General features: G+C 37.3%; 9 protein-coding genes. 4 read left to right on the forward strand and 5 right to left on the reverse strand.

The window, feature by feature from the left end; genetic code table 11:
• Nucleotides 1-2: 2 nt before the first annotated feature.
• A complete protein-coding gene (locus GWK10_RS12405) occupies nt 3-2,774 on the reverse strand; it encodes a 2-oxoglutarate dehydrogenase E1 component (RefSeq protein WP_164032705.1) in 2,772 nt (923 codons plus the stop codon).
• A 115-nt stretch (nt 2,775-2,889) separates the two neighbouring features.
• On the opposite strand from GWK10_RS12405, the gene GWK10_RS12410 reads away from it, so the two are divergent.
• Genes GWK10_RS12410 through GWK10_RS12420 form a run of 3 tightly spaced genes read left to right on the forward strand, consistent with a single transcriptional unit; the run spans nt 2,890 to nt 7,046 of the window.
• A complete protein-coding gene (locus GWK10_RS12410) occupies nt 2,890-3,426 on the forward strand; it encodes an alpha-ketoglutarate decarboxylase (RefSeq protein ID WP_239540756.1) in 537 nt (178 codons plus the stop codon).
• A 9-nt stretch (nt 3,427-3,435) separates the two neighbouring features.
• Nucleotides 3,436-5,706 carry an aminotransferase class III-fold pyridoxal phosphate-dependent enzyme gene (locus GWK10_RS12415; RefSeq protein ID WP_164032706.1) on the forward strand — a complete coding sequence of 757 codons (2,271 nt, stop codon included), beginning with the start codon at nt 3,436-3,438 and terminating at the stop codon, nt 5,704-5,706.
• A gap of 2 nt (nt 5,707-5,708) precedes the next feature.
• Nucleotides 5,709-7,046 carry a flavin-containing monooxygenase gene (locus GWK10_RS12420; RefSeq protein WP_204263133.1) on the forward strand — a complete coding sequence of 446 codons (1,338 nt, stop codon included), beginning with the start codon at nt 5,709-5,711 and terminating at the stop codon, nt 7,044-7,046.
• Here GWK10_RS12420 and GWK10_RS12425 read toward each other — a convergent pair.
• Entirely contained in the window at nt 6,988-8,766 is a 1,779-nt protein-coding gene (locus GWK10_RS12425; protein ID WP_164032707.1) for a carboxypeptidase-like regulatory domain-containing protein, read from the reverse strand. The two genes, GWK10_RS12420 and GWK10_RS12425, sit on opposite strands and share 59 nt — an antisense overlap.
• A 219-nt stretch (nt 8,767-8,985) precedes the next feature.
• On the opposite strand from GWK10_RS12425, the gene GWK10_RS12430 reads away from it, so the two are divergent.
• Nucleotides 8,986-12,015 (forward strand): hypothetical protein, encoded by a 3,030-nt coding sequence (locus tag GWK10_RS12430; protein ID WP_164032708.1) that lies wholly within the window; start codon nt 8,986-8,988, stop codon nt 12,013-12,015.
• Between the two features lie 73 nt (nt 12,016-12,088).
• Here GWK10_RS12430 and GWK10_RS12435 read toward each other — a convergent pair whose 3' ends face one another.
• Genes GWK10_RS12435 through GWK10_RS12445 form a run of 3 tightly spaced genes read right to left on the reverse strand, consistent with a single transcriptional unit; the run spans nt 12,089 to nt 16,253 of the window.
• On the reverse strand, nt 12,089-14,467 hold the full coding sequence (locus tag GWK10_RS12435; protein WP_164032709.1) for a penicillin acylase family protein: 2,379 nt from the start codon (nt 14,465-14,467) through the stop codon (nt 12,089-12,091).
• Between the two features lie 58 nt (nt 14,468-14,525).
• A complete protein-coding gene (locus GWK10_RS12440; protein ID WP_164032710.1) occupies nt 14,526-15,776 on the reverse strand; it encodes an aspartate kinase in 1,251 nt (416 codons plus the stop codon).
• On the reverse strand, nt 15,777-16,253 hold the full coding sequence (locus GWK10_RS12445; RefSeq protein WP_164032711.1) for a GNAT family N-acetyltransferase: 477 nt from the start codon (nt 16,251-16,253) through the stop codon (nt 15,777-15,779).
• Nucleotides 16,254-16,357: the final 104 nt, after the last annotated feature.

Below are 16,357 nucleotides of genomic sequence, written 5' to 3' on the forward strand. Positions count from 1 at the left end.
TCTTAACGCTGGTTGTTTTTTGTTTTGTCAAATACGTAATCAATAACTTCCTTATGACGTCTTGCTGATCGTGTTGCACTACCCGCTGCTGGTGCACCGTAAGCTCTTCTTGAGGCAAATCTAAATTGTTTTGCTTCATCAAAATGCATTAACATATGTGAGTATGCTCCCATATTTCTAGGTTCTTCTTGTGCCCAGACAATATCATCGGCCTTGCTGTACTTTTTAATGGTCTTGCGCATTTCATCTGCTGGCAATGGGAATAATTGTTCTATTCGCACCAATGCGACATCATTCCGCTTCTCTTCTTCTTTGCGCTGCAACAAATCGTAGTAAAATTTACCAGTCACAAATACAACTGTTTTTACCTTTTTAGCATCTGCTGTTTCATCATCAATTAATTCATGAAAACGTCCATTGGCAAATTCGTCAACACTAGAAACAACTTTTGGGTGACGTAATAAGCTTTTGGGTGTGAAAACAATTAAAGGTTTACGGTAATGCGCTTTCATTTGTCGGCGTAGTAAATGAAACATATTTGCAGGGGTAGTACAGTCCGCAATGAACATGTTGTCCTTTGCACACATCTGTAAATAACGTTCCATGCGGCCACTAGAATGTTCTGCTCCTTGTCCTTCATAACCATGAGGTAGCAGCATTACCAGACCATTCTGTAGCTTCCATTTATCTTCGGCAGATGAAATATACTGATCGATCATAATTTGAGCTCCATTACTGAAATCTCCAAATTGTGCTTCCCAGATAGTCAGGCTTTTTGGGCTTGCCATGGCATAGCCATAGTCGAAACCAACAACACCATATTCTGATAATAGTGAATTGTATATGTAAAAATTTCCATTTTGATGCTCGCCAAGCTTGTTTAATAACAACACTTCTTCCTCAGAATCTTCTACCTTAACAACAGCATGACGATGCGAAAAAGTACCTCGCTCTACATCTTGTCCAGACATGCGTACATCAAAACCTTCTTCAATCAAGCTGCCATATGCAAGTGTTTCTGCCATTGCCCAATCTAATGCGTCGCTTTCAAAAAACATTTTTTGTCGAGCACCGATCAATCGTTCTATTTTACGAAGGAATTTTTTGTCTTCCGGAAGTTTGGTAACTACTTTGGCAATCTGAGTTAGTTTATCTTTGGGGTAGCTAGTGTCAACCACATCATGCATAACCTTTTCATCAACACGTGTAAAGCCTTCCCATTCATCTTGCATAAACGGTGTAATGACCGTTTTTTCAATTTTACGAGAATCCTCTAAATCTTCTTCAAGGGATGCTTTATAGTCTTTTTCAAGTTGTTTTACATGTCCATCTTCAACAATACCAGCCACTTTTAATTTATCAGCATATATATCACGCGGATTGGAATGTTTGGCAATCGCCTTATATAATTTTGGTTGTGTAAAACGAGGTTCATCACCTTCATTATGCCCGTATTTTCTATACCCCAATAGATCAATAAAAACATCGCGCCCAAAGGTCATTCTATAATCTAATGCAAACAACGATGCGTGTACCACGGCCTCAACATCATCAGCATTTACATGTAATACTGGAGATAGGGTTACTTTGGCCGCATCAGTACAATAGGTACTCGATCTGGCGTCTAAGTAATTAGTGGTAAATCCGATTTGATTGTTTACTACAATATGAATGGTTCCGCCGGTTTTGTAACCATCAAGCTGTGCCATTTGCACAACTTCGTACACTAAACCTTGTCCGGCAATTGCGGCATCACCATGTACAACAATTGGTAGTACTTTAGAAAAATCGTCCTGGTAATACTTATCTTGTTTTGCTCTGGTAATACCCTGAACCACAGCACCTACAGTCTCAAGGTGAGATGGGTTAGGAGCAATGTTCATATTGATTTGTTTCCCCGAGTCGGTTTCCCTTTTAGAAGTCCAGCCCAAATGGTATTTTACATCTCCATCAAAAATGGCTTCTTCATAATCTTTGCCATCAAACTCACTAAATATATTTTTAGGCGATTTTCCGAAGATATTTGTCAGCGTATTTAAACGACCGCGGTGTGCCATTCCCATTACAAACTCTTTCACGCCAAGATCAGCTGCTCGTTCCACCACAGCGTCTAATGCTGGGATAAGTGATTCGTTTCCTTCTAATGAGAAACGCTTCTGTCCAACATATTTGGTATGTAGAAAGCTCTCAAAAGAAACAGCTTCGTTTAATTTTTTTAGAATGTGTTTTTTCTGATCAGCAGAAAATTTGGGATGATTGTCATTTACATTCAACCAATCCTGAATCCATTTAACACGTTCAGGTTTGCGTATATACATATACTCTACACCGATTGCGTCGCAATAAATATCTTCAAGATGTTTTACAATCTCTCTTAAAGTACTTTTTCCAATTCCTAAAATTTCACCAGCAGAAAAGGCTTTGTCTAGATCTGCATCGCTCAACCCAAAATTAGAAAGTTCTAATGTGGGTTCGTATTTACGACGTTCTCGTACCGGATTTGTTTTAGTAAATAGATGTCCACGAGAACGGTAACCGTCTATTAACTGTACAACCTGAAACTCTTTTCGAACTGACTCAGATAAAACACCTGTTTCTTCGCTGTTGGATGAAAAAGCCAGGCCATTTTCTGAAGCTGTTTCTGAGCCAAAATCAAAGCCCTGAAAAAAGGCTCTCCAACTTGGTTCAACAGCATCGGGATTAACTAAGTATTGATCGTATAATTCCGCAAAATAAGCAGTGTGTGCGGCGTTTAAAAAGGAATATTTATCCATGTATTATTCGTTTCGCAAATGCGTCGTAAACGTGAACAACAAAAATACAATATTTGAAATACATAGAATACCCGTTTTTGTATTTTAGCTGTGCGTTGCACTAAATTAAAGACTAATGAAAAAAAGGACTTATAATTTTCAAAAAATAGCATTTTCTTTAATAATGTCCCTTTGTTTTGCACATTTGTCGTTTGCGCAAGTAAGCGCTAACAAAACACAGTCCAATTTTTGGGAAAATGTACGTTTTGGTGGGGGTGTGGGACTTAGTTTTGGAGATGGTTTTTTTAGCGGATCACTAGCGCCTTCTGCTATTTATCAATTTAGTCCCCAATTTGCTACTGGTTTAGGGCTTTCTGGTTCCTATGTGAAATCAAGAAATGACTTTAGTTCAACAGTGCTAGGTGCGAGTATTTTAAATTTTTACAGCCCCATCCCAGAAATACAAACTTCTGCGGAGTTTGAGATTTTAAATGTGGATCGGAATTTTGAATCCGATTTTATCGATGAAAATTATTGGTACCCAGCATTGTATTTAGGACTTGGTTACAATACAGGAAATGTAACTGTAGGTATTCGTTATGATGTGTTATATGACGAAAATGATAGTATTTATGCTGAGCCCTATGCTCCTTTTGTTCGAGTATTTTTTTAGCAATATGTCATGAAAAAATACAAAGAGGTACTTTACCGATATTACGGGATAGGAGAAGCTAAACTTAAAAGGTTAGAAGGTTACGGAAGTATTAATTATAAAGTTGATTCAGGAAGTGATACCTATGTTCTTAAGCAATATCCAAAAACGGATGAAAATGTAAACCTAATTCATTCCGAGAGCGCAGTACTTCGTGTACTAGAAAATCTCCATCCATTTGAATTCCCAAAGACCATTAAATCAACAGCTGGTGAATTAGTTGTTATTGACGCAAAACATATTTACCGACTACTCACTTTTATTAAAGGTGCTTTTTTAGCTGATGTAAAACATACTGATAGATTGCTAGAATCTTTCGGTGCTTTTCTAGGGATAATGAATAAGGAACTTTTAGGGCTTAAGGATTCGGATATCGCCGCAAAAGTTACTGAGTGGGATCTGCGGCATTTCTATCTTAATAAACGACTAATTCCGCATATTGAAAATGCTCAGGATCGAACTTTGGTGGAGTATTTTTTTATGCAACATGAACTACATGTTAGTCCCATAATACATTCACTTAGAAAAAGTATTATTCACAGTGATGCAAACAACTGGAATGTGCTCACTAAAAAGGGCAAGGTATCGGGTATTATTGATTTTGGCGATATGTGTTATTCGCCAATCATTAACGATCTTGCTATAGCCATTACCTATGGTCTTTTGGATAAAAAAAATCCTCTTAAGTCCGCAATTCCGATCATAAGAGGATTTCATCAACAATTTGCACTTCTTGAAGAAGAGCTAAATGTGTTGTATTATTTAGTAGCAGCGCGTTTATGTACGAGTTTGTGCAATTCCGCTTTTCACAAAAAAGGAAACCCTAATTCGGATTATATCACAATAACTGAAAAACCTGCATGGCAATTATTGCATCAATGGATAGCTATTAACCCTCTAAAGGCAAAAGACACTTTTAGAAAAGCAGCTGGATTTTCATCTGTTTTAAAAAAGAGTACAAGCTATAGCCTTAAAGAGCGAAAGAAGTACACGAGTAAAGCACTTTCGTTGAGTTATAAAAGGCCAATAGAAATGACTCAGTCTGCCTTGCAGTATATGTATGATGCTCAGGGAAACACTTTTCTCGATGCCTACAATAATATTATGATTGTAGGTCATTGCCACCCGAAAGTAGTGGTAGCAGGTCAGCAAACGATGGCAACATTAAATACTAATACTAGGTATTTATATTCGCAATTAAACAGCTATTCTGAAAAATTGCTCGGTAAGTTTCCCAAAGTATTTACCAAAATATTTTTTGTAAATTCTGGCAGTGCGGCAACCGACCTTGCTACTCGACTTGCTTTAGTACATACCAAAAAAAGAAAAATTGCTGTGATCGAGCACGGCTACCATGGGAATACGAGAAACGGAATTGATATTAGTCATTATAAATATGCTAATAAGGGAGGGGCTGGACAAAAAGATCATATTATTCAAGTGAGGTTGCCAGATACTTTTAATGGAAAGTACACCGGAAATACTCAAAAAACTGGAAAAAAATATGCAGAGGATGCTATAAAATTACTATCAAAAAGCAAAGGAGAAATTGCAGCCTTTATTGCGGAGCCTATTGTAGGTTGTGGCGGACAAATACCTTTGGCTAAAGGGTATTTAAAAAAAATGTATCTAGAAATAAGAAAGCAAGGTGGACTTTGTATTAGCGATGAGGTGCAAGTCGGATTTGGGAGGTTAGGAAACCATTTTTGGGGATTTGAAATGCATGATGTAGTCCCAGATATTGTTGTCTTAGGAAAACCCATTGGTAATGGGCATCCGCTCGCGGCTGTTGTAACGACTAACAAAATCGCAAAATCTTTTGAGAACGGAATGGAGTTTTTTAGCTCTTTTGGCGGGAATCCAGTATCATGTGCAATAGGAGAGGCTGTGCTAGATGTCATTGAAGCTGAAAAGCTGCAGCAGCATGCAAAAAAGGTTGGAAATCATCTTAAGCGAAAACTAAAAGCACTTAAAAAAGAAGTCCCAGAAATTGGTGATGTACGAGGTAGCGGATTATTCTTAGGAATCGATTTAATTACCAAGAAGAAAAAACCGAATACAAAACTGGCCTCTATCATAAAGAACGAATTAAGGAATCGACATATTTTAGTAAGTACAGATGGTCCCTATGACAATGTAATAAAAATAAAACCCCCATTGTATTTTAATAAAGAGAATGCAGATATTTTGGTTACCAATATTGCTGATATTCTCTCTAAATTTACCCCTAATAAAAGTTGATAATGCATAAAAGAGTCTGTGTAATAGGCGCTGGTCCTTCGGGCATTACGGCAGTTAAAAACCTTCTCGACGAAGGGATTGAAGTTGTTTGTTATGATCGGAATAATCAAGTGGGAGGTAATTGGATATTTTCTGAAAAAGAAAGCCACAGTAGTGTTTTTGAAACAACACATATAATAAGTTCAAAAACCTTATCACAATACGATGATTTTACTTTTGACGATTTTGATAAAACAGTAGCCGACTATCCATCCCATGATGAGCTGCGTAGATATTTTCAGGCATATGCAAAGCATTTTGCGCTTTACCAGTATATCGAGTTTGAAACTTTAGTCGTGCATTGCAACAGAATAAGCAATCAAGAATGGGAAGTGACTACCGAGAAAAATGGAGTTCCCAAAACAGAATCATTTACAGATCTTGTTGTTTGCAACGGTCATCATTGGCTGCCGAGATGGCCTGAGTATTCTGGAAAATTCACTGGAGAATATTTGCATTCTCATCAATTTAAAAAAGCAGAGCCCTTTAAAGATAAAAAAGTGCTGGTTATTGGTGGTGGAAATTCCGCTTGTGATGTAGCTGTTGAAACTAGTCGAGTAAGTAAGAAAACATCTATTTCCTGGAGAAGAGGCTATCGCATTATACCAAAATTTGTCTTCGGGGTACCTTCGGATGTTTTTGCAAAAAGATCGAATTGGATTCCCATTAGAATACGACAGGTTTTAAATGGGATTATGATGCGAATTCTACTAGGGAAAAATGAGTTGTATGGCTTACAAGAACCCGATACTAAAATAGGAGAAACCCACCCTACAGTTAATGACGAACTGCTATACAAACTACGTCATGGTAAAGTACACCCTAAAGTAGATGTTGATCGTTTTGATGGAAAGACGGTTTATTTTAAAGATGATAGCAGTGAAGAATTCGATGCTGTAATCGCTTGTACGGGATTTATTTTAACGCACCCTTTTTTTGATAAAGATTTTTTGGATTATAGTGAAGGTGATGTGCCCTTGTATTTAAAAATGTTTCATCCAGAATATCAAAATCTTTATTTCGTAGGTATGTTCCAGCCATTGGGTTGTATCTGGCCTGGATCGGAATTACAAAGTAAAATTATGGCGCTTGAACTTACGGGAAAATGGCAGCGCCCGAAAAACATCAAGCAGTTGTGTGAACGCGAGGTTACACATCCACACTATAAACAAATCAAAACACCACGACATACAATTACTGTAGACTATGGTTTATTTCGAAAAAGTTTATTGAAGTATTTGCCTAAGGATTATGTTTCGAAGAAACCAGCGTCTCAAGTTGCTGAGGAAGCCCTTCTTTAGAGATTTGTTTAAATCCTAAAAGATTCACTTTTACATCTTGTTTATCCAATAAATAAGTGTAAATCTTTTCTTTTTGACCTGTTGTTCCCCAATTATGAAAAACGGACATTTTTAACAGGCATGGTTTGTCCGTTTTATTACCGTAATACGTAAGGTTCACCAGCCAGTTTTCATCGAAATTCAATTTATCAATAACAAATTCTTGGCTAGAATAGCCAATTTTCTTCTCATTAACAATCCGTTCCTTATTTCTTAAAAAGTCGTGTTTCCAAGCATAGCTTCTGTTGTCATCAGAAACAAATTCAAGGTCAAATTCAGCTTCACCAGAACTCCACTCAAAGACAAATCTTACATCGTTAGAAATATTATCTAAATTTTTAGGCATTGTAAATTTTTCTTTTGACCTAATTTTATCATTATGTAAAAAACGTAGTGCTTGCATCTCACGATACATGATTTTACCAATTCCGTTATCACCCAGGGTATTTCCATGATATAAATAGCTCATATAGGTGCGCCACGCCATTAAATATTGCTGATGATCAGCATACGCATTTGCCAAATCACGATACGATTGTGCGTAGTTTGGTCGTAAATAGGCCACATTATTAAAGAGCTGAATAGCCTTTGCATTCATTTTTTTTTGCTGATACTGATATGCTATCGCCTTTAAAACCTCGGGGTTTTTATCTGCTAACATCTCCGCTCTATCCAGACAATTAAGCATCGTGCTGATATCCTTTAAAACCTTATTTGCATGATTCGCGGCAGATAGGTAAAGCCATGGGTCTCTTTTATCTCTGACTCCTTCTTGATCAAGGTAATCGTTAAGAGACTTAACCGAACTACATTTTTTAATGGCATTTATATAAGTTAAGGTTGAAGATATCGCATCTTTTGGTCTTGCATCTCCCTGATAAAACTTGTCATTAAAGAATTTTGAATTGATTGCATTTGATTGCAGGCCTTTTTTAGTTCTAACAACAATGACTCCCCCATTGCCAAAAGTACCATAACGAACTAGCCCCGCAAGTGATCTAATTTGGGCAACGTATTCAATGTCCTGAAAATTAATATTTGTGGGTTCTCTAAAAGAAAGCATTCCATCAACATCCCACAAAATGTTTGGCCTAATATTAATAGCTTGAGGGTTCCTAAATTGTATAAACTTACCAAACAAGGCCGTACTCAAATTATTTTGCCCTACATATATTTCATTTAAATTACGTCCATCTACAACACTAATAGGATATCCTGCTGCCCGAAGATTAAGAGACCCGAAAGTATTTTCAATAACTTTTGGTTTGATATCAACCCCTTTTATTTTTGACCTAACATTACTAGAAGTTACTACTACTTCATCCAAACGATTAATCGATGCTCTCATTTTAAGATTAAGTTCATTAGTGACATCTTCTACGATCACATCAACAGTTTGCAACCCTTTATATCGATAACGTATGGTGGAACCAACAGTTGTTTCAATTTTATAACTTCCATTTTTCTCCGATGTCACCTGCTTTTTCCCTTCTGTATCGGTAATTATAACCCCAGATAGTGGTTGCGAATCATTGGTAATGACTCCAGAAACTACTTTTTCAAACGAACGATTATTTTGATGTTGAGCTGATAACGAAAGGCTTGACACAATCAAAACTAAAAATAACGACTGCGATATTCTTGAAATTTTTCGATTGAAACCACATGAAATTCTGCACATACTTTAAAGCTTAAATGGTTAACTACTTTTCTAAAGATAACGATTTAAGCCTGAATCCATAGTTAAAAATATCTTACTATTTGTGTTCTAAAACCTGAATGTAACATAGAATACTATAAAAAGATTTTGCTATGCAAATGTTAACCTTTGAGAGAATGTTAGCACTAAAAGGAAAAGGTCAAACAAACCTTCCTAAACATTTTAAAAAAGGGGAGCCCTATGAAAAACCAACTTTCACGTAGACTATTCTTTCAACAATTAGTGCTCGCAGGAGCAGGGGCTTATATGCTTCCTTTGTTACAAGCTTGTGACGCTAACTCAAAATTTAAAATACCTGAAGGGTCGGGAGTACAGCCTTTTAAAACCTGGGAGGAAATGCTGTATGCGCTTTCGTATAGCCCAGACAATTTTCAAGCTAAACGCGATAGGCTCGTACAAGAAAAAGATCCTCAAGCAATGTTCAATTTTGTTCGTGACGAACTAATTTTATTGCCTTCCGATGATCAGTATTTTAGAGCTATTAAAAACGGATTTCAATACGGAACCTCGGGCGCTCTAAGAACTGGCATGGCAACACCTCGAGAGAAGGCCAATATTCTCCGGGATATGTTAGTCACCGCTGGGTTTGAGGCACGATTAGTATATGAACATATCGAACTTTCCGAAGACGAAGTAAAAAACATCCTATTTCGCGAAACACAAACTCTTTTCGAGCCTCCCGTTCCAAAAAGGCAATACAAAAAATGGAAAAAGGCACTTCAATTTCCAGATGGTAATGGAATGGTAAACGAAACGCCGGATGTAGTGGAGCAAGCCAAGCAATTGGCTACTAGCTTGCTTGAAAAAGTCAGCCCGAAACAGCGCAAAGAAGACTCAACTATCAGATTCCATTTTGGAAATAGGAATGTTCCAGCTGTAGCCTTAAAACAAAATGGACAGGAGCTGTATTTGCATTTATTTGATCCTAGTGTAGCGTATGGAATGATGCATCCCACAAATGTATATGGCAAAGTCTATGATCTTCCTGAAATTGATGAGCCGGACATGGATGTAACGATTAGCTTGAAGGCAACTAATTCGTTCAATATGAGGGAAGAAGATACCTTATTGACTGCCACTTACAAGGCCTCAGAATTGGCAGGCAACCAATTAAAAGTGAATTTTCTAAACAACCTTACTTTTGAAGAAATGGCCACCCAGACGATTGGTAGCATCAATACATTTACGCCTAGTATCGCCCTACAAGATATGAGTAAAGATGCTGCTTATCTAGAAGAACGTTCCTTTTTGGGTGAACCTATTACACTTTCGGGAGAAAAAGTTTTTGAACAAGCGACAATGTTCGCCGAATTGAATTCGCAAGACAATAAGCCAGGTTTGGTAGATAATGTAACCAAAATGACAGCTACCGTAAAACCCAAGGTATTTCCTCAGGTAGAACTGGAATTAAGACCGGTAAATGCTGAGGGTAATGTCGTAGAGGGTCTCACTGCAAGCAATTTTAAAATAGAAGATAATGGTCAAGTAGTTCGAGGAATCCTTCGTCGTAATTTAATTGCACCAAAAGTGTTGATCGTTTACGACACATCGGGCAGTATGCCATCTGCTTATCGTGGAGCTGGAATGGATGAGTTTGTAAAAAAGACGAAGGAGAGTATTCTGCAAGATTATCCTCATGCCAAGGTCGATACATGGAAAGTCGGTTCAAATGTATATACTTCGGCTTTGCGCGCTTCACAAACTGATAATGATTTGGTACTATACGCCACTGATGCCCATAACGGTGATACCTATGACCCGAAGTTTAAATCATTTTATGATGCTGGACCACCTATTATTTATCTTAATGTTTATGAATCGGATACTTTTTATAAGTATTTGCGCAAAAACCTAGATTTTACCGAAATTCCTGCTAGTGATACTGAAGCTACTATTGCCAAAGTGAATACTTTTTTAGGTGAGATGGAATTAACTCCCTATGTGTTTCAGTACAATGCTTTTGAAGAGGAAGGGCAACATCAGGTAACTATCTCGCTAAATAAAACAATACATCAGGCAAATACTATCTACACTTTTCCCGAAACTATTGATGCTGCCGTAGGTAAGCGCTTAGTGGGGTTAAGCTTATATATAAAGGTTAGTGGGCAATATGAACAGCGAAAGCTAATTGCAGGTTACGACCGCATTGTTCATAGTAGACGACCGACAGTGGCAATGGCTAATGCCGTACACGAAGCGATGATGGGTAGCATGACCATGGCATTTGAGCATGCTGGAGCAACGGATTCTATCCGATTTTCCGAATACCTGCAATCATTGCTAAGTACCCGTTCTTGGATGGAACCTTATCTTAAAAATGATACCAAAGCTGCTCTGGAGGCTATCAAAAAAGGTGGATTTGACTATCCTTCCGTCTTTTTGAGTATGATGCAGTCCATCCAACAATCGGTCAATACCAATAGTGCTACTTATGTCAAAGGCTTGCGTATAGGAGTATTGACAATTACGCCAGCGCTTTTTACCAAAAACAGTCGTATTTCTTTTGATTACCTGCGAACGTCGCAATACCGTACTTTGACTAAAAGTGGTACTGGCTGGTTTTTAGCGAATGCTCAGAAAACAGCTCAGCTGGCATTACTAGAAGCTTCAGTTTTCCCCGAAAACACACATAATCAGTTACAAAACTTGGAACTTGCCTTTAGTGAAAACCTACCTAAAGGAATTTACAACGCCGACTTTTTAGGTGAAAATTACAGATACTTTTATGAATATATTTTTAGAGGGGGAAAGCTTAACTTTTTTGACGCTTCGGCAGAAAAATTAGCTTTTTGGAGTATTGATCATTATTACGGAGAGTTGTATGGAATGTTACCCGACCTTACTGGAGGAGGAGGTCAAAGTGTGGCACAGCAACTCAAACGGATTGATGATGTGGTCAAAGAATATCAACGTCTTTTGGGAGCTATGAACTTAGGTATAATGGCTGCTGGAGGTGGGCTGGCATTAGGTATTGTTTCTGCCTACAGTCTTACCTTAGTACGATTATACGCCTTTGCTTCAGAAGCTATTGTCATTATGGATGCTTCAGGTATGGATGATAAAATACGAAAAGCCATAGCCGAACTAGCTTGTAATGTTTATAAGGAAATCTTGTACACTGGTTTGGGGCCAATTGGCACAGGAATGGCGGGGGTTGAAAACTTGATTGCAATGATGGGGGGCAGTTATTCTTTTGTCTCATGTCCTTAGTAAATTGATCTGAATTTGAGATAATTGCCCAATATATGATGCATTTTTATTTAAAAATGTTGCGACTTTTAATTCAATTTTCAGATGTCAAAACCAACTTATTTTTTGACTGTTGAATACGATTTTTGTTCAAATCCATTGGCACAAAATCCCCGTTGACATATAGCTGCGCTTGATCTTTGTAGTAATCACTAAACGGATTGCCCGATTGACCAGTAGGGGATATACTCATGCTGTTTTCAATATCAGAAAAGTCGACAACCCTGCGTGTTGAAGGTCCGCTATTTACTTTATAGAATCCTGTGCTATCCAACTTAAAGGCCAGATTGTTAATCACTTCTTTTCCGCCATTTACTTCAAAAGGACCAACGTTAAAATAGCTGCGTAATGTCTCTACTTGGCCCATTGGGTGAGGATGCTCGATGGTATGCACTCGATTCCAGGTCCAGGAGTTATAATCTTCTCCTAATTGATTTTCTAAAAAGGCAATAGCTTCTTTTAGAGATTTGCTAATGATATTGGTTTTTGTTTCGGTCTTATTTTTTGTTGAAATATCATCCCACCAAACAGATTCAGTTCTTGCCATTTGATTGGCTGTGGTCTTTTTTTGTTGTGAGGTATTTAAAAAAGTATAGAATGTATCGCCCATTTCGTCTAAATAGGTATTTTCTAAAAACTCGTACAAAAAGCGATTGTAGATAGTTGGCGCTACACTCTCCAAATTATAGTTTCCATTCCAATTTTTAAGTATGGTAATAGCCTCTTGTTCACTTTTAGAAAATGAACTAAGATCAATATCTTGAAAAGCCCATTGTACCATTTGTGGTGTCATCGAGCTAGTGACATCATTGATCATTTCCATCACATCTTCTTTCGTAAAATCATCTTTAGCTTCTAGTAAATTGACAATACGCTTTGCTCGATCTTCGGGTTGGTAATAACCGGGATATAGTATTCCTGCTATGGAGTCGGGTTGATTATTGGCAGAATAAACATAATTCCAAGAGGGATTAATAGCCTGTGGATTTTGTTCAAAATCTAAATACTCTTTTTCATCATCGGTACTGTTTCCGTTGAGTATTAGTTTCGAATTGACGTCATTTTTAAACTTATGCAATTTTCCTGAAGCAAACCAGGCAACATTATTTTCGGCATCACCGTACATTATATTTAGTCCAGGAGCGTGAATGTTACTTGCCGCCTCTCGAAACTGCGTTAATGAAGTAGAATGCGACATCATATAAGTCACATCGAGCATTTTATTTTCAAAATTGGTGTATACCCAATCCATCGCAATGGGTCTATCATCATTTATCTGTTCAACAACATCGTTTACGATTGGTCCGTGACGGCTTATTCTTAGATCATAAGAAATAGGATCACCATCTTTAACGTTAATTGTTTTTTTAAGAATCTTATAATCCTCAAATCCGTTTGGAGTTGCGTATTGAAGTTCGTTTTTCGGATTGTTTTCTTCAAAATAAAAATCGAGATCGTCATTGGCGAACATGGTAAGTCCGTAAGCGTAATTGCGATTGTGACCTAGCAACGGAAATGGGGTTAAAGCCAAGTTATAACCATACATCTCATAATTTGGTGTTACAATATGCGATTGATACCAAACCGCTGGTTGCGAATATGCAATATGAGGATCGTTAGCAAAGATAACCTTGCCGTTTTTTGTTTTATCAGGACTAATCACCCAACTGTTGCTGCCAATAAAAGGCGAGATAGGAAGTTCGTCATAAATTTCATTAACTACGCTGGCCAGGGTGCTTTCAAAAATGGTATTTTCTTCATTGTTGATGAGGGTAGTGGTACTGTCGATTGTTACTCCCAATTCTTCTAAATAGGCTGGGCCTAACTTCTCTTTTACTTCAGTTAAAACAGGTTCGGTTTTATGGGCGATAGCGAAACTAAAACCCATATATCCAATGACATTATACATGTCCTTTAAGGTGTATTTTTCCTTTTCTAAACCAATTAAGTAGAATTCAATAGGTGTTGCGCCTTCTTCAATGAACTGATTCACACCATCTAAATATGCCATAGCAAGTTTATATGGCTCGCTATTTTTATCTAAGTTCTTGATGGTTTTTTCAGCTTCTTCTTCAATGCCTAAGCTTGAAAAGAACTTATCATTTTTCAGCATTTTCTCACCAAATAACTCCGATAATCTGCCTGCCGCAATACGGCGCATAAGCTCCATTTGCCAAAGCCTATCCTGAGCGTGCACATAACCTAAGGATCTAAGTGCATCGAGTTCATTTTGAGCATAAATGTGTGGAACTCCAAAGTCATCATAATAGACTTCAACCGCTTCCTCTAGATTATTAAGGTCGATATTTCCGCTGTAATCGGGCTTTAGGCTATTTGTAAATAACCATACACCAATAGCAAGGATAACAATAAGAACAATAAGGAATTTCAGTACTTTTTTTAAGAACTTCATTTAGTTAGTGGGATTGAATATGCCACTAAAAATAGGGAATAAAATGAAGTTGAGAATATTATCGTACCACCATCTGAACAGTCTCTGTACTGACTTGCTTTAACAGGATCTCTTTATCTTTCTCAATATTCGCGATCGCCTTTTCATTAAAATGCCTAATCGTATATAAAGACACATGCTCATTACATTCAACCTTGAACTTGGCTTTTAAAATACTCAGGAGTTCTGCTAGCCGATCATATTTATTAGTCACACAAACAGAAAAGCTAATAGCTGAGTTCTGAATTACGCTTACTTTCATTTTGTGCTCCGCAAGTAATTTGAATACTTCACTGATATTTTCTTCAACCATAAATGAAAAATCTAGCGTAGAAAGTGAGAGCAGCACTTGATTTTTCTTCACGATAAAACAAGGTACTTCCGGCTCAATACGATGGCCTTTTGTTACTGCAGTACCATTATCTACCGGATTTAAAAATGACTTGACATATAAAGGAATTTCCTTACGCTGCAAAGGTTGTAAAGTCTTTGGGTGGATGACAGAGGCTCCATAAAATGCCAATTCAATCGCTTCCTCATAACTTATTTGGTTGAGTAACTCAGTTTTTTCAAAATGACGTGGATCCGCATTTAAAACTCCGGGAACATCTTTCCAAATAGTTACACTTTCGGCGTTTAGGCAGTACGCAAAAATCGCTGCAGTATAATCCGATCCTTCACGACCCAAAGTGGTGGTGAAATTATTTTGATCTGATCCTAGAAACCCTTGAGTAATATATAATTGGTTTTTTTGAATGTTTGTTGCGATTTTCTGTTGTGTTGCTTGCCAATCTACTCCCGCATCGCGATAGTTGGTATCCGTTTTTATGACATCGCGTACGTCGATCCAAGTATTTTTGACCCCAGTATGATTTAGATATTCGCTTACTATAGTAGTTGATACCAATTCACCATAGCATACTACCTGATCATATACAAAACTGTAGTTAGGTGATTTATTCCAACTTAAAAACCCTTGTAGTTCTTCAAAAAGACTTTTTACTTTGTTGTGGACGTTGACATTTCCATCAGGAAAAAGATCGGTTAAAATCTGATTATGGAAATCGATTAATTCATGAATGGCGGATTTCAATTCAGTCTTATTTTCGAAATAACAGTGAATTACTTTTTCTAAAGCGTTTGTGCTTTTTCCCATTGCTGAAATAACAATGAGAGTGTCATCAAAACCTACTTCTTCTAAAACCTTAACTACATTTTGTACTCCGGTTGCATCTTTAACCGATGCACCTCCAAATTTGAATATTTTCATTTATTTACTCAAAAAGTCTTTTAATTCTTGTTCCCTCATCTGAACGGTATCCCAGTCGCGCATTACTATGGCGCCGCTTTTTTCATAAAAGTTAATCGCGGGTTCATTCCAATCTAATACTGCCCATTCAACTCTTTTAACGCCAAGTTCGGCCGCGTATGACATTACTTGTTTATATAATGCACTACCTACACCAGTTCCACGAGCCTTTTCAGTTACAATTAAATCTTCAAGGTGAATAGTAGTCCCAACCCAGGTCGAAAATCTAGGATAAACTAAAGCCATTCCTAATATCTCACTATCGGAATCTGCAACAAAACATTGAAAAGCTGGTTGAGCTCCAAATCCTTGTTTAACTAACTCTTCTACGGTCATTTCAACGGCGTTAGATTCTTTTTCAAAATTGGCCAATTCTTGTATCAATGCCAATACTTGTGGCATATCACTTTCTGTCGCTTTTCTAATAGAATAATTCATTGTTGCAAATGTAACACTTAGTTATAAATTTAAAAATATAACTTTTTACGAAAACGTTTTAGTTTCACAAATTTATCGATATTTGTGACCATAAAAACTAGCAC

Origin of the sequence: Spongiivirga citrea (genome assembly GCF_010671565.1) — a bacterium.
Lineage (GTDB): Bacteria > Bacteroidota > Bacteroidia > Flavobacteriales > Flavobacteriaceae > Spongiivirga > Spongiivirga citrea.